This window comes from Streptomyces hirsutus, assembly GCF_001418415.1.
In the GTDB taxonomy this organism is placed as follows: domain Bacteria; phylum Actinomycetota; class Actinomycetes; order Streptomycetales; family Streptomycetaceae; genus Streptomyces; species Streptomyces hirsutus.
Genome location: NZ_LIQT01000001.1, coordinates 22,554 through 37,579 on the forward strand (window position 1 = coordinate 22,554; position 15,026 = coordinate 37,579).

Below are 15,026 nucleotides of genomic sequence, written 5' to 3' on the forward strand. Positions count from 1 at the left end.
CAAGAAGAGGCTGCTCCTGGCGTACAGGCCCATCGGGCACTGTCACGTTGACTGACCGGATGGGATGATCTTCTGGTTGGTCATGCTGGGAGGGCGCATCCGTGGACAGCGCGTCGCCGTCGTACCAGGGACACCGGTACCCGGCGGAGATCATCGCGCACGCGGTGTGGCTTTACCACCGCTTCCCACTCTCCTTCCGCGAGGTCGAGGAGCTGCTGCTCACCCGCGGCGTGATCGTCTCCCACGGGACGATCCGGCAATGGTGCGCCCGGTTCGGGCCCGAGTACGCCGCCGGGCTCTGCGCTGCCACCGGTCGCGGGCCGGCGACACGTGGCACCTCGACGAGGTCTTCGTGAAGGTCAACGGGGTGCGGCGCTACCTGTGGCGCGCGGTCGATCAGGACGGCAACGTGCTGGACGTCCTGGTGCGGTCCCGGCGCGACGCGGCGGCCGTGAAGCGGTTCCCGGCCAAGCTGATGAAGAAGCAATGCCGGGTGCCCCGGGTACTGGTCACCGACAGGCTCCGCTCCTACGTCGTCGTCCACCGGGAGTTGATGCCCTCGGTCGAACACCGGCAGTCGAAGTACCTCAACACCCGGGCGGAGAACTCCCACCAGCCCACCCTTCAGCGCGAGCACGCGCTGAAGGGCTCCCGTTCCACCACCGGGACACAGCGGCTCCTGTCCGTGTTCAGCGCGACCTCACCGCACTTCAGGCCCCGACGCCACCGCCTCACCGCCCCTCAGTACCACGCCGAGATGCACCGCCGCTTCGAGACCTGGCACCAGATCACCGGCAGCACCAGCCTGCCCACCGAGACCTGACACGGCCCCGGCACCCGGCCCCACCACACCCTGTCACTCCATCAGCCAGACACACCATGGACAACTTGACAACGTCCGAGCCCCGCCAGTGCGTCCCCCTCCGGGGCCAGGGCCTCCACGAACTCCTCAATCGTCACCACCCGGCGTTCCAGCATCGCCCTCGCCTCGGCGAGTTCACCCTCGAGTCGTTCCACCAGTACCTGAGCGGCATTCCGCCGCTTCTCCAGCAACCCCGGCGGCGACGGCACCGCGCTCCCCGTTCGACCTCGACGATCAGACGCCACACCCTGCCGCAGAATCCTGCGAACCATGCCTGACCAGCGAAAAGTCATAGAAGAAGTTCGGATTGCGGATGACTTCTCAAGCCTTTTCCCCACCTGGCCATGGCCTCACCTGTCAGTGATCGGGGAGAGCCATGCCGTGTCCTCCGGGCCCGGCGCCTCGGGGCCGGGCCCGGGCAGTCGGCGGACCTCGCCCGTTCGCAGGGCGATCGTGGCCCGTGGCCGCATCGGTCCGTCGCCGCTGCGTGAGAGCAGGACGAGTTCCCAGACCGTCGCCGTCATCGCGTCGAGCCGGGTGGCGCATGCGGCGGTGACTCGCCGCGGGTCCCGGGTCCGGCCCAGGGACAGATGGGGGGTGAAATTCTTGGCGGGCCCACGACAGCGCGGGAACCGCTGCTGCAGTAGGCGCTGCAGGTCCGCCCACGGCGCCTTGCCTGCTGCCGTCGGGTCGAGCCACACGGTGAAGTACGCCCTGTGCCGGAAGGTACGCACCCCGTCCAGCCGGGCGGTGAAGACCGGCGTGTCGGCCGTCGCCGCGGCAAGCAGCGGGGCAGCCCGCTCGAAGTGGGACTCCGGCACGAAGCCGAAGAGCACATTGACGTGCGGCGGCCACCGGTGGATCTGCGGATCGTGCTCCCGGCGGATGTCCTGGATCGGCGGCCACAGCTCCGCAGGCGGGATCCAGGCCACCGCCGTGCGGGCCGTCGGGGGCACATCGAGGACGCCGGCGGGCTCGCCCCTGCCGGGGCTCGTGTCGAAGCTCAGGGCCGCTTGCGGGTGCCGCACCTGGCCGGCATCCGACCTGTCGATGCGGTCCACGCCCGTGGCCCGGTCCCAGACCAGCTCGCCGTCCGCCTCGATGAACACCACCCGGTGCCACGGGATGTCGCCCCCGGGTACGAACGAGGGCAGCGGGACGCGTTCGAGGCCATCCCCGCGCCGGCGGATCCCCAGCACGAACCGGGCCGGATCGAACCTCGGGTCCCAGCGAACCCGGTGATAGATCTCTTCGCTGGTTCGCATCACGCCTCCTCTCCCGCCTTCGCACCTTCTCTTCCTCCAGGGTGCCGCCCGTCCTGTCCTCGACGGTTGTTCCGCTCGCACCGTCACGCAGGGGAGTGTCTGATCAACGGCAAGGTCAACGAGCTCGTGCACGGTTAGCGGTGAGACGTTGAAGAGGTCGGTGGGGCTTCTACGCTCACGTCTGCCAGGCCAGGATCTGGTCTGCGTTCTGCTGCTGGGACAACAGGCCGGCGACGGCCTGGACGGTGTCGTCCATGTGCTCACGGCGGCCGAGGTGACGGGCCGGTGCCCACCAGTTCTTCAGGTGTGCGAAGGCATGTTCGCAGGCGGCTCGTTCTGCGGCGATCAGCTGGTTGACCTGCTTCTTCGCGGGCGGGAGCTTCTTTCCCCTGGGCTTCTCGTAGCCGGTGATGACCGCCGGGGCGCTGCTGTCGTCGCCACCACCGCCGAGGCCGACGAAGCCGAGGTCGGGCCAAGAACCCCCATCCGGACGTGTCAGACGATCTGCACTCCAGCCTCCCGCCCTCGACCAGCACAAGTACGCCACCGACCACCCACGCCAGCACCGCCGACCAGGGCGGATTCATGCTGTACAGGTCTCAATGCGGCATACCGGACGTGGTTCGGTGGCCCATTGCCAAGCCGCACCACGGTCGGCGTCACCGACCTGGCCCTGGACGCAGCAGTGGAAATCGACGTGATCGCCACGATCCCCGAGAGCACCAGCATGGCCGGCACTCCCCAAATCGCTACCTGACTTTCGCTCTGCCCTCGGCCTTTCGTGTTCGGTCGTCAGCTTCGGTTGCCGCCCCATTCGTCGTCGCGGTGCGTGTGCGGGCACGCAGGCGGCCCGCTCGTCGCATCGGGTGGGCGCCGGTTGCCACGATCCCGTCGGTGGCTCTGCCGCTCGTCGGGGTTCGAGGAGATCGACATCGCCGACATCCCCGATGTCCCGGATCTTTCCCGGGCTGTTGCCGGTCAGCCTGGGTCCAGGAAGGTGCCGAGCCGACTGATCGTGTCGGTGATCTCTTCCGTCCATGGCCAGTGGCGGGCGAATCGCAGGCGCCGTTGGCGTGCGGTCGCGATGAGTTGGGCAGCGGCGGAGAACAGCCGCAGCCTCCCACGGCAGCAGCGACCGGCAAGTCAAGGTCCGTGGCTTCCGGGTCGAGACAGGGTGACGGCGGTGGTGACGGCCGGGCCGGCACCAGTCGCGGTCACCTCACCCCACCGCTCGCTCCCGGGCTGTTGGATCCAGGACCGGCCTTCGGAGACGGGTCGTGGTCTCGGACATAGACGGTGACTCGCGCCCCGTTGACATGGGTTGTCCCGTACTCGCGGAAGTGGCGCCGCAGGGTGCTTGTTTTCGCTTCCTCCTGCGGGTCGGTCGGCGATTGCGCGCCCGCCGGGCCGCGGACCGCGACGATTCGGTCGAATTCCAGCATGCGGGCCGCTATATCTGGGGCGGGAAGCTCGACACCTGCCAGTGTGTTCGACGAAACGGGATCCTGTGCCAGGGCCAGATCCCTCAGGAAACGGGTGTCCCCGGGGTTGGCCGCGGTCCAGATCCGGTGCTGGCCGGAGAGATAGAGCAGTCCGTCGCCGGGACGGCCCACCTTGCGTACGGTGGCGCCGATGGCGGTGACGTCATTGCTCCGGCTCTGGGGCGTCCTCAGCCAAAGGCCCGTCAGGACGAGTGCGGCCAGTACGGCAACCGCGACCACTCCCGCAACCGCCGCGTTGCGGGACGACTTCCGCATCTGGTGGAAGTGATCCATGCCGGCGCCCACCAGCAAGGCGATTCCGATGTTGCTGTAGAGCACGTACCGATCGACGAAGAGGGGCTTGACCAACGAGGCGATCAGCAGCAGAAGGCACGGAAGCACAATGATCGGCACAGCCAGCACAGGGAGCCGCACGGGTCCCCTCGCCGCCACGGGCGCCAGGGCACACGCCACGCCCACGACCGCCGCGGCCAGGAATTCAGGAAGCCGCACCGGTACGTCGATCCAGGACACCTGCGCGGACTGCTCCGCACTGCGGATCGCCAGCGGCAACAGCCCGGCCACCACGCCTGCGGAAGCCACACCCCACGCCCTCAGCACCGGTCGCGGAACACGGGAGACGACCAGTGTGACGCCGTGTGCGACCAGGGCGAGAACCGCGAACTCATGGAGCAGGCAGGCCAGTAGCATGGTGCAGCCGTAGACCGCCCACCGCCATCGGGCGTGACGCGTGACGCCGACCACGAGCGCATAGGTGGCCCAGGCGACCAGGGCACAGACCATGGCGTACGAGCGGCCTTCCTGCGTGTACTTCTGCACCTGAGGAAGGAGCGGAAACACCAGCCCGGCCAGCAGCCCGACACGCGGCCCCGCCAGCCGCAGGCCCAGAAGCCCGACTGCGCTCGCCGCCGCGGACATCGCCAGCACGGACGGCAGCCGCAACGTCAGCAGTCCTGCGCCGAAGAGACCGAAGATCTCATGCATCACGGCGTAGTGGAGGGCATGGACCAGATCGACATGCTGGGCGGTGAGCCATATCTGCGAAAGGTCGCGGTGTGCGAGCTGATAGGTGACGGACTCGTCCCCCCACATGGTGTTCTTCCTGCGGATGCCCCAGAGTCCAAGAGCGATGGTCAGCAGCATGGGCGCGAGGACGACAACCGCTCGGGCCGGGCGCGGTGACGGCCGACGGACGGGTGGGGGAGCAGCGACCGTCTCGATCACGGCGGGCGCACGTTCATCAACGGACATCGACGACAGGGCCTTTCAGCAGTGGCGAAGAATTTCCGCCAGCGTGCCCGGACCTCGTTGACCGGTTGCTGATCCAACCTGACCGGCCGATCAGGAAAGCGGGCCGGCGCTGTGCGAGGCTGCACCACATGCGCATCCTGGTGGTCGAAGACGAGGTGGACCTTGCCCACACCCTGCACACCGGTCTGACCGCCGAGGGCTACAGCGTCGACCTCGCCCATGACGGCCGACAGGGACTGTGGATGGCCCGGACCGGCGAATACGCCCTTGTCGTACTGGACTTGATGCTGCCCGGACTCAACGGCTACAAGGTCTGCGCCCAGCTGCGCCGGGAGGGCAACGCGACCCCCATCCTGGTACTCACCGCCAAGGACGGGGACTGGGATCAGGCAGAGGCCCTGGACACGGGGGCCGACGACTACCTGGCCAAACCCTTCTCCTACATGGTGCTCGTCGCACGGCTGCGGGCCCTGGTCAGACGAGCCGCCACGGTCGCCCCGCCCGTCCTTGCCGTGGGCGACCTCTCGTTGGATGTCGCCGGCCGGGTCTGCCGCCGGGCCGGGGCCCGAGTGGACCTCACACCCCGGGAGTTCGCCGTGCTGGAGCTGCTGGCCCGCCGGGCGGGCCAGGCGGTCTCCAAAACGGATCTGCTCTATCACGCGTGGCCCGACGAGGCCGAGGATCCCAACCTGGTGGAGGCGCGCGTCAGCGCCCTCCGCAAGAAGGTGGACGCCGCGTTCCACCGGCAGTCCCTGCAGACCGTACGGGGTACCGGCTACCGGCTGGTGGACGACCGTGAACGCGACTGAGCCGCGACTCCGCTGGTGGCCGCGTTCGGTACGAGCCCGCACGGCCCTGGCCGTTGCCTCGACTGCCGCCGTCGTCCTGGCCGCCATAGGCTGGTGGGTACACCGCGACGTCTACCGCCAGAGCACGCAGATCGCCACCGAACAGGCCGTGGCACAGCTCTTGGCCCTCAGCGACCAGCTGAGAGAGGGAGTGGTTCCCGCTCGCGCGAGCGCCGTGCCGTACGAGGTCGTCGCGACCGGCCGACGCACCGCCGTCGCCTACGGCGGAGGCATGGAGGACTTCGATTCCGGCACCCGCCACGTGCTGCCCGCCCCGACCGGGCAAGGGTCGCCCAATTCAGTCCGCCTGCCGGTGAACCGCGACTACAACCCCGGGATCAGAGGCGACATGGCCGGCGGGATGTATCAGGTCCTGGCGGCCGACATCGAAGCCGATGAACTGAGCAGCGACGAGGTCGCCGCTCTGGGTGTCGCCGCCGACGCCAAGCTGCGGGTCTATGTGGTGGTGCTCCCGAGCGCGGCCGAGGAAATCACCGAGACAACCGACCGCCTGCTGCTGCGGTCCGGGCTCGTCAGCCTCGTACTGATCGCCGCCGCCGCCTACTTCGCCGTCCGCATCGCGCTGCGGCCGGTCGAAGCCATCCGCGTCCTCACCGCTTCGGTCACCGCGAGCGACCCCCGCGAACGCGTCACCGTGCCCGCCACGGGACACGAGATCACCGCCCTGGCCACCACCATCAACACCACCCTCCAACGCCTCGACAACGCCGCCGCCCAGCAACGCCGCTTCGTCGCGGACGCCGCCCACGAACTACGCAGCCCCCTCACCACACTGCTGGCCAGCCTGGAAGTCGCGCTCGCCTACCCGGAACGCACCGACTGGCCCGCTGCGGCCACCACCGCCGCACGACAGACCCGCCGCCTCCACGCCCTCGCCGAAGACCTGCTGCTCCTCGCCCGCCTCGACACCCGCACCCCCACAGCCAGCCCCGAAGCCGTCGACCTGACAGCCCTCGCCTCCCGGCTGACCGAGCAATACCCCCTCACCGAACGACCGTTGACCCTGACCTGCGACGGCACCGCCCCCGCGCACGCACACGGAAACCCCGACGAATACGAACGACTGCTGCGCAACCTCATCGACAACGCCGCCCGCCACGCCGCACACCGCATCCAGATCACCATCCGAAACCAGGACGCCTGGGTCGTCCTCACGGTGCACGACGACGGACCGGGCGTGCCCACCGAGGACGCCGAGCGCATCTTCGAACGCTTCGTCCGGCTCGACGACGCCCGCTCCCGCGACCACGGCGGCACCGGCCTGGGCCTCGCCATCGCCCGCGACCTGGCCCACCGCCACCGAGGCACCCTCACCCTCACCCCCCGGACCCTCGGAGCATGCTTCCAGCTACGCCTTCCCCGAGCCCTCACCCCAGCCGAGAAATGACGCGCTTCACCGCGGCAGCCCTTCGGAACCGGAAGACCACCAGATGACCACGCCCACCGCCACTGCCGCAGAAACGACCATCCACTTCACCCGCCGGGCCTGCGCTGCGCTACACGCGCGCGCCGTGCACGTGCCGCGGCTCGGCTAGCAGACCGTAGATGACCAGCACAGACACCACCATCGTGAACAGAGACCAGAATGGGTAGACCGGAAGGAAGATCATCTGACCGACGAGACAGAGCGCTGCCAGACAGATACCCGTCAGCCGCGCCGCTCTGGAGCCCACGAGCACGCCGAGACCCGCCAGGGCCATCACGATGCCGATGGCGACCCAGATCCAGCCCCAAGCCGTGTAGTTGAAGATGAGCAGCCGGTTGCCCTCGGAATAGACGATCGAGTAGTAGCCGTGATTGAAGATCGCCACAAATCCGTTGAGCAGGTTGAAGAGGGCGCTGACCAATAGCAGGATTCCGGCGAAGGCCACCCAGTGCGATCGCTCCATCGGAGGCACGGCACCGTCTGGTGGAGAGGTTTGTTGCTGCATGGGATCCATGAAATGCAGCACCACCGCAGGCCCGCAATCGGTAGGGGCCCATGGGTGTTGCGCGGCCGCCTGTGCTCTCGGGCGACCGGCTCGCGGGTACCGCGGGCCGATGGCCCTGTCCGCGGCTCCGGGAGGCGCCCGTATATGGCCTGCCGGATAGTGGATTGCGTCGAAACCTTTGGGATGGGACGCTCATGGACCGCTGTCCTGCAGGGCTCGGAAAGTCATCGCTGCACGTCAGGCAACGTATCGGTACTCGTTGATGACGCCGCCGAGGACTCGGGTACGCAGGAGTCTTCGGTCGTCGCGGACGGTGGCGGGGCCGGCGGTCGGCGTCGGGTGGGAGCTGTTGGCGTGCCCGGTGCGGCCGATGCCTGTTGCAGTGGTCCTGATAGCTGGCCAGCACCTGCCGGGCGTGGGTCTCGCCGATGATCAGGACGTGGTCGAGGGCCTCGCGCCGGATACTTCCGATCACCCGCTCGCAGTGTGCGTTCACCCGGGGAGCCCGCGGCGCACTCAAGATCACATCCAGGTCCTCGGCCTCGAAGACCGCGTCGGACGCCGCACCGTATGTGTCGTCGCGGTCCCGCGGCGGGAACCGCAGCGAGTCCGTGCGCCTGCCCGGGTCGGCGGCCAGGTTCCGGGCCTGCCGGACGGCCCGTGCCCGGGTCGGGTGGGCGGTAACGCCGGTCAGGTGCAGGCGCCGGGTGCCGTGCTCGAGGAACGCCAGCACATACAGGCGCTTGCCCAGGACGGTGTCGAGGTGGAAGAAGTCCGCGGCAATGATCCCCTCGGCCTGGGCAGTGAGGAACGCGCGCCAGCCGGGGCCGGAGCGGCGTGGGGCCGGGTCGATGCCCGGCAGCATTGAGGATCTGCCACACCGTGGAGGCGGCGATCGGGTGCCCGGGCCGGGCCGGTTCGCCCTGGACTCTTCTGTGCCCCCACCGTGGATTCTCCCTGGCCAGGCGGAGGGTGGGCTTCTTGAGCGCGGCTTTGGTGGGTGGGCGGCCGGTTCGGCCGCGTCGGGCGGTGTGGTCCCACTTCGCCACGATCGGTCGGCGGTGCCAAGCCGGCAGGGTCCCCGGGGTGATCGGGAGGACCGCTCGCCGGCGGCGGCGGGCGGTGAGTGCGGACAGTGCCGTGAGCCAGAACCGGTCCGCGGGCTCGTGGCGCACCGGCTCCTTGAGCTGCCGACGCAGCACCGCGTTCTCGTGCCGCAGCACGAGCAGCCGCGCGTCCCTTGGCCGTGTCGCGGCGCAAAAGCACCGTCGGGACGGACAGCGGCTTCCGGGTCATCTTGTACAGCAACGGCACGATCACTCGTACATGATCCCAACCGCCCCTGAAGGCGCCCGAGATGCGCCCTCACTCGCAGCGATGAATAACCGAGCCCCACAGGTTGTTCCGCTCGCACCGTCACGCATCAGGCACGAGGCGTGACGGTGCCGACGTATGCCGAGGCGGTTCGTCTCGTCAGGACCGGCGATCGGTGTGGGCAACGGTTGCAGCGGGAAACCGTTCGCGAAGTACGAACGATGCGGTGCTCACCGTTCCGCCCGCTGCCCGCGCCACGGCACTGTCACGTTGGCTGACGGTGCCGTGGCGCGGCATCGCGACTCGGTACGACAAGACTGCGAGTCCTGCCGAGCCGCCGTCGCCCTCGCATCACTGCTGATGTGGGCGTGGCATTTGACGACAGTCCCGCCCGCGCGACGTCCGCCGCTCAATCCAGGATCAGTGGCTTCTCCGGGGCGAGATGATGGGCGATCGACACCAGGAGCGCGGTGCTGAAGTTCTCGGCGGTGTCGCTGCCCATTCCCTGTGTCGCAACCGTCGCGACCGCGATCTTCCTGGAGGGCAGATAGGCGACCGATCCCTGGTAGCCGGCGAACGACGGATTCTGCAGGAGCCAGGTGTTCTGCACTGCCAGCCCCAGGGCGTAGGACGTCCTCGGCGTTACCTTGGCGACGGGGGTGATCTGCACCTTGTGCGACTCGGGCGTGAGCAGCTTCCCCTCGCCCCACGCTGCCGCCGACTTCCCCATGTCCTCCAGCGTGCCCGTCATGACCGCTCCCGGAGCCAGCGTCCATGACGGGTCCCAGTAGGTGGCGTCCTCGAACACACCCCGCTCGTTGTCGAAGGAGTGCAGCACCGGGGCGGGGATCTCGGCCGTGGACGGGTTGTCGGTTCCGGTCAGAGCGAGGGGCTTGAGGATTCCCTCGCGCATCACTTCCGCAAGGGGCCTCTTCCTGACCTTGGAGATGATGTCGCCCAGGATCACCCAGTTGGCATGCGAGTAGGCGAACCCCGACCCGGGCGGTTTCTGGAGGGGTTTGGAGAGGGAGAAGCCCAGCAGTTCCTCCGGCGTCCAGCGCCGGAAGGGATTCTTGTAGAGCGCGGCGATGAAGTCGGGGTTCTGGACGTAGTCCGCGTAGCCGGAAGTGCTGGAGGCAACCATCTTCAGGGTGATGGCCTTCGCGTGCGGCAGGTCGGGGAGCCACCGGGAGATCTTGTCGTCGAGCCGGACCTCGCCCTCGTCGACGAGCTTGAGCAGTTCGGTCGTCAGATACGGAATGGCGACCGCGCCGATCCGCAGGTGCATGTCGGTCGTCGCGGGGACGCCCGTCATCGTCTCTCCGGAAGCGACGCTCGTGACCTTCTCCCCGTCGATCCAGACCCCAGCCATGGCTGCGGTGAGCTTGTCCTTCTTCAGGGAGTCGGCGACCTGCTTCTTGATGAAGGAGTCGCTATCGGCGGGAATGCAGCTGCCGCCCTTGGAGATCTGGGCGGAGGTGCAGGCCTTCGGCGCGCCCTCGGCCTTCGTGGCCACCGTGGCGACACAGCCCGTGAGCGAAGCGCCCAGAAGTCCCAGAGCCAGCGGCAGGCATATGAGGGCGGTTCTTGCGGTGTGACGCGTGGCTTCGGGCCGACGCACGGCGGAGCCTCCATACGGGTCGAAGGCTGCGATTCCCCCTACGGAACGGACTGTCGCACCTGCGGGCTTCGTTCCGGACGCTAGCCGCCGGTACCGGCCGTCGCGCTCCGGGCGACCCCGTTCGGGTGAGGCGGCCTGGCGGGATCGTGAGGCCGCCCCGACCGCCGAGCCGAGATGGCCATCCGCTTCGCCGTCTGGGACCAGATCACCGGCCCCGGCCGGCCCACCACGGCCTGAACACAGGACCGGACCGCAAGCCCACCACGCCCCGGCACACCGTCAGACACCGACCCACCCAACAACGTGACAGCGCCTGCAGTACGGCTACCGGTGGCTCAACGCGGTCGACGACCCCGACCTCGCCCTCCTCCACCGGCCGGACCTCGACGCCGTCGAGCGGCAGCTCCTCGGCGCCCGCGACCGCCGCCCCGACGGCTCCGGTGCCCGCCCCCTCACCGACTGGTGGCAGCACCTGACCGGCGCCCCGGCTCGTTGACCGATCACCCGACCCTGACCGCACCACCGCGAGAGACTGGACCCGTGACCTCCTCCACCCCCTCGTACACGCCCGGAGAGCTGTTCGCGTCCACCGTGCCGTACTACGCCGCCTTCCGGCCCCGCTACGCGCCCGATTTCTACACCCTGCTCGCCGAGCGCTTCGGCCTGGACGGCACCCAGCGCACCCTCGATCTCGGCGCAGGCCCCGGCATCATCGCCCTCGAACTCGCCCCGCTCGTCGGCGAGGTCATCGCCGTCGACCCCGAGAAGGGCATGCTCGAAGAGGGCCGCCGCCTGGCCGCCGAGCACGGCATCACCAACATCACTTGGCGCGAGGGCGACTCCACAACGCTCCCGACGCTCTCCATCGGACCCGTGCTGCTCACCGTCATGGGCGCGGCGTATCACTGGATGGACCGCGACCGGGTCGCCCGAGACCTCGACCGGATCATCGAGCCGGGCGGAGCGATCGTCCTCGCCTCCCGCGGCGCCCCCGGCGACCTTGAGCCCGCCCCATGGCGGCAGGTCGTCGACGAGGTCCGCACCCGCTACCTCGGTCCCGAGCGCCGCGCCGGCTCCGGCGCCTCCTCCCACCCCAAGGAACGCCACCAGGACGTCCTCGCCCGCAGCCCGTTCTCCCAGGTCGACACCGCGCGCTGGGACCACACCCTGACCCGCACCGTGGACGAGGTCCTCGGCTGGGTCTTCAGTCTCTCCTACTCCAGCCCCGCCCAGCTCGGCGAGAAGAAGGACGCCTACGAGCAGGACCTGCGCGCAGCGCTGCTCGCCTTCGCCCCGTCCGGCCGGTTCGACGAGGTGATCCACACCGAGGCGGTCATCGCCACCAGGCCCTGAAGATCCGCCTGGGACGGGAGAGGGCGGTCGTACGTACCGCCCTCTCCCGTGATGGCGACCGGGGGTCCACGCAGCCCAACAGAGCAAGATCGATCCTGACCGGATCTCCTCACTGCAACGGTGCGGCTCGCCCGGCTCATCACCGCCGGACAGACCGCAGCGAACCCGCAAGCCCTGGGCGCCGCCCGACTCGAAGTCGTCCAGGAACTCCTCAACGACCTCCTGCCCCTGCCGCACCAGCGGCGCGAACATCTCCCCGCCGAACTCCCCGGCCGTCACCCCTGGCAAAGCCCTGCCGGGCCCGGGCGTTGGTACGCAGCAGGGTGGGCGCGCCTGCAGGCTGTCGGCCGGGGCCCGGGGCATGTCAGCGGCGGCGCCCGGACGATGCCCGCTGCGCCGTCTTCTTCGCGTGGGCCGCCGCGTCTGCCACCACGCGGTCCGGGTGGTGGGCGTGCAGGGTGCCCAGGATGCGCAGTGACGTGCCCGGGTCCGCCTCGGCCAGGGCGTCGGCGAGGGCTGCGGCGCCGCCGGGCCAGGCGGCGGCCGCCGTGTCGAAGGCGGGGAGCAGGGTCGTCGGCGGGATGTCGGCCGCGGCCGGGATGCCCGTCTCGCCCGCGTCGTCCCGGCGCTTCACATGGCCGAGCATGTCGTCGATCCAGCGCTGCTCCAGCTCCTCGACGAGCACCGTGGCGCGGGCGGTGAGAGGGACCGTGTCCTCGGGGACGGACTCTCCCCGGGCCAGCAGCAGCCCGCGGGCGGCGGCCCCGGTCACCGGGTCGGTGAGCGCGGCGCGCAGCACCGTGTCGGGGATCGCGGCGACATCGAGGCGGGCGAAGTACTCGGACGTGCGGGCGGCATCGGCCTCGTCGGCCTTGGCTGCGGAGACGGCGCCGAGCAGTTCGCCCCATGCCTCGTCCGTGCCACCGCGGTGCGCGGCCCACGCGGCAAGCGTGGCGGCGGCGATCCGGGTGGGCCAGTGGCGGGTGGCGGCCACGGTCTCGGCCGCGTTCCACTCCGCCACGGTTTCCTGGTCGGGGGCGGCCACATGGCCGGCGGTGAGCACGTGGCGCATGACGGCGGCGCCGAGCGGGGTGAGCCCGTAGGTGTCGCCGGTACGGAAGACGCAGCCGGTGGCGGCCAGTTGGTCCACGAGCGACGCCAGTCCGTGTGCGGGGGCGTCGAGTTCGGCGCGGTCGGCGTCCGTGACGGCGGGCATCCCGAGGAGTTGGGACAGCTCCTCGGGCGACGGGAGCTCGTAGGCGTCGGGGGCGTTGCGCGACACGGGTGTCGGAGCGTCCTCCAGTTCGGGTGGCAGGCCGTCGGACTTCGCGTCGGCGATCTTGCGGGCGACCGAGTCGGGGGTGCTGCCGCGTTCGTACAGCGAGTAGAGGAGGTGCGCTGCGTCGAACGAGTACGCCTCCTGCGGGCCGGTGACCAGCGGCAGCCGTTCGGCCTGGGCGGCCAGGACGTCGGCGGCCAGCTCGAGCAGCTCCTGCGGGGTGCCGTCGGTCCACACGGTGGTGGCGGGGCCGGGCAGGCCGCAGCGTTCCGCGATGTCGCGCAGCTCGTCGTCGAAGGTCCCGGCCGCGAGCGCCGCGGGTAGCGGGGCGGCGTGCAGCAGGTCCCGGATCTCGTCGGGCGAAGGGACCGCCGGCGGGGGCGGCAGCGGGACGGACGAGTCGCCGTAGTAGTCGAGGTGTTCGTCGAGCATGCGGTCGGCGAGCGCGACGTGCGGCATCGTCTCCGGGGCGGGGGCGAGTGCGGCGTGCCGGGCGGCGAACGCCTCGGCGAGCCCCGCCGCGGTCCACCGGTCGGTCAACACATCGGCGATGCGCTCCAGTTCACTGCTGAGCGCGTCGTCGGGGCGTCGGTCGTCCAGCGGCGGTGTGGGCAGCAGCGGGCCTGCCGGTGATGTCTCGCGGGTGTCGCGGGCGAACGCGGCGAGCAGCGCCTCGCCGAGACGGATCCGCACGGCGAACGTCCGTTCCGCGAGGTCGGAACGGTGCAGCGGCTCGGGCAGGGCCGGCCGGTCGGCGTGCGGTGTGTTCTCGTGGGCGTCGAGCCAGGCCCCCACGGCGGCGGGGTCGTCCGGGTCGACACCGTCGGCGGTCAGCAGCGACGCGTACCAGCGGTGCCAGGTCAGATTCGCCGGGTCCGCCATGGCGCGGCGGAAGCCGGGCACGGCGTCCTCGACGGCGGCGAGCAGGCGCGCGTGACGCTTGGCGTTGAGCCGGCCCGCTGCCCGGACCCGGTCGGCGAGGGTGCCGAGGACGCCGGGCAGGGCGTCCAGCTCGTCGTCGCCGGCGCACAGCAGCTGCGGCAGGTCCTCGTGCAGCACCTGCCGCAACAGGCCGGGGGTCGGCTCCGGCAGGCCCGCCCTGCGGTCCGCTCCGCGCAGCGCGAGCATCGTCAGCACAGCGTCCGTGAGGCGCGCCGGCAGTGCGACGCCTCTCTCTCCCGTCGCCCAGCTGAGGAAGTCGTCGCGGCCGGTGTTCAAGGCGTTCGTACGAGTCACTCGTGGAGCGTATGAGTGCGGGCGGCCCCGGTGATCCTTCCGGGTCCGGGGTTAGCTCGATCGAGCGAGTGATACGTCTGTGCGACCCGCTCCCCGGCACACCGGGCGGAGCGGCGGCGAGGCCGGTCGGAGCCCGGAACCGGCAGGGGCGAGGTGGGGACGGGGCGGGATTCGCGTGGTGGTGATGAGTTCGCGTCGGGCGGGCAGTCAGCACTGCACATGGACACCTCCGACACCTGTGCCGTTCGGAAACTCGTCGCCGCTGATCAGGCGGCGTACCGGTACTCGTTGATGACGCCGCCGAGTACCCGGCGGCGGAGGACTCGGTGCGCGGTCAGGTCGGTCTTGGGTGCCGGGTGCTCGTGCGCGAGGGGCAAAAACTGTCCCCGAGCCCGATGCGGGCGACGGCGGTTGTCGTGTCAGGCGCAGGCGTTCAGGACCCGGCGGGCAGGGGTCTCGTTCCGGATCAGCAGGTGGTCGAGGACTTCACGTCGCAGGGTTTCGACGACCCGTTCACCGTGTGCGTTCATCCGAGGAGTCCGC

Annotated in this window: 10 protein-coding genes and 3 pseudogenes; 5 read left to right on the top strand and 8 right to left on the bottom strand. The window is 70.0% G+C overall.

All coding sequences use genetic code 11. From position 1 onward, the window contains the following. The first annotated feature begins 101 nt into the window (after nucleotides 1-101). Nucleotides 102-823, top strand: a pseudogene (locus AOK11_RS00110) (IS6 family transposase). Nucleotides 824-1,212: 389 nt separating this feature from the next. Here AOK11_RS00110 and AOK11_RS00120 read toward each other — a convergent pair. Both AOK11_RS00120 and AOK11_RS44300 read right to left on the bottom strand, forming a co-directional pair. Then, on the bottom strand, nucleotides 1,213-2,127 hold the full coding sequence (locus AOK11_RS00120; RefSeq protein ID WP_055591533.1) for an RNA repair domain-containing protein: 915 nt from the start codon (nucleotides 2,125-2,127) through the stop codon (nucleotides 1,213-1,215). Nucleotides 2,128-2,302: 175 nt separating this feature from the next. Then, nucleotides 2,303-2,665 (bottom strand): transposase family protein, encoded by a 363-nt coding sequence (locus AOK11_RS44300; RefSeq protein WP_240497153.1) that lies wholly within the window; start codon nucleotides 2,663-2,665, stop codon nucleotides 2,303-2,305. Between the two features lie 96 nt (nucleotides 2,666-2,761). Between AOK11_RS44300 and AOK11_RS46070 the strand changes: the two genes are divergently transcribed. Next, nucleotides 2,762-2,884: a hypothetical protein gene (locus tag AOK11_RS46070; protein WP_276204780.1), complete on the top strand. Its 123-nt coding sequence runs from the start codon at nucleotides 2,762-2,764 to the stop codon at nucleotides 2,882-2,884. Nucleotides 2,885-3,105: 221 nt separating this feature from the next. Here the strand turns inward: AOK11_RS46070 and AOK11_RS41350 are convergent. Both AOK11_RS41350 and AOK11_RS00130 read right to left on the bottom strand, forming a co-directional pair. Continuing rightward, a pseudogene (locus AOK11_RS41350) lies at nucleotides 3,106-3,252 on the bottom strand (IS1380 family transposase); the annotation flags it as partial. Between the two features lie 89 nt (nucleotides 3,253-3,341). Continuing rightward, on the bottom strand, nucleotides 3,342-4,772 hold the full coding sequence (locus AOK11_RS00130) for a glycosyltransferase family 39 protein (RefSeq protein ID WP_055591535.1): 1,431 nt from the start codon (nucleotides 4,770-4,772) through the stop codon (nucleotides 3,342-3,344). A 236-nt stretch (nucleotides 4,773-5,008) separates the two neighbouring features. Between AOK11_RS00130 and AOK11_RS00135 the strand changes: the two genes are divergently transcribed. Then, nucleotides 5,009-5,689, top strand: coding sequence for a response regulator transcription factor (locus AOK11_RS00135; protein WP_055591536.1), 681 nt, complete (start codon nucleotides 5,009-5,011; stop codon nucleotides 5,687-5,689). Further along, the gene (locus tag AOK11_RS00140) at nucleotides 5,676-7,136 is read left to right on the top strand and encodes a sensor histidine kinase (RefSeq protein ID WP_055591537.1); all 1,461 of its coding nucleotides are present in this window, start codon (nucleotides 5,676-5,678) and stop codon (nucleotides 7,134-7,136) included. Before AOK11_RS00135 ends, AOK11_RS00140 begins: the two co-directional genes overlap by 14 nt. Before the next feature lie 109 nt (nucleotides 7,137-7,245). On the opposite strand, the gene AOK11_RS46550 is transcribed toward AOK11_RS00140, so the two are convergent. From AOK11_RS46550 to AOK11_RS00155, 3 genes and pseudogenes are all read right to left on the bottom strand, one after another. Further along, nucleotides 7,246-7,680: a DUF7144 family membrane protein gene (locus tag AOK11_RS46550; RefSeq protein WP_157869246.1), complete on the bottom strand. Its 435-nt coding sequence runs from the start codon at nucleotides 7,678-7,680 to the stop codon at nucleotides 7,246-7,248. A 397-nt stretch (nucleotides 7,681-8,077) separates the two neighbouring features. Next, a pseudogene (locus AOK11_RS46555) lies at nucleotides 8,078-8,545 on the bottom strand (integrase core domain-containing protein); the annotation flags it as partial. A gap of 858 nt (nucleotides 8,546-9,403) precedes the next feature. Further along, nucleotides 9,404-10,510, bottom strand: a complete 1,107-nt coding sequence (locus AOK11_RS00155; protein ID WP_055591540.1) for a serine hydrolase domain-containing protein — start codon at nucleotides 10,508-10,510, stop codon at nucleotides 9,404-9,406. A 645-nt stretch (nucleotides 10,511-11,155) separates the two neighbouring features. Between AOK11_RS00155 and AOK11_RS00160 the strand changes: the two genes are divergently transcribed. Continuing rightward, a complete protein-coding gene (locus AOK11_RS00160; RefSeq protein WP_055591541.1) occupies nucleotides 11,156-11,968 on the top strand; it encodes a class I SAM-dependent methyltransferase in 813 nt (270 codons plus the stop codon). 364 nt (nucleotides 11,969-12,332) lie between these two features. On the opposite strand, the gene AOK11_RS00165 is transcribed toward AOK11_RS00160, so the two are convergent. After that, on the bottom strand, nucleotides 12,333-14,483 hold the full coding sequence (locus AOK11_RS00165) for a hypothetical protein (RefSeq protein WP_055591542.1): 2,151 nt from the start codon (nucleotides 14,481-14,483) through the stop codon (nucleotides 12,333-12,335). Nucleotides 14,484-15,026: the final 543 nt, after the last annotated feature.

What these genes read in the sequence shown, in the direction of transcription:
- AOK11_RS00120 (WP_055591533.1), bottom strand. Translation starts at nt 2,127, where the DNA reads ATGCGAACCAGCGAAGAGATCTATCACCGGGTTCGCTGGGACCCGAGG.
- AOK11_RS00135 (WP_055591536.1), top strand. Translation starts at nt 5,009, where the DNA reads ATGCGCATCCTGGTGGTCGAAGACGAGGTGGACCTTGCCCACACCCTG.
- AOK11_RS46550 (WP_157869246.1), bottom strand. Translation starts at nt 7,680, where the DNA reads ATGCAGCAACAAACCTCTCCACCAGACGGTGCCGTGCCTCCGATGGAG.
- AOK11_RS00130 (WP_055591535.1), bottom strand. Translation starts at nt 4,772, where the DNA reads ATGCTGCTGACCATCGCTCTTGGACTCTGGGGCATCCGCAGGAAGAAC.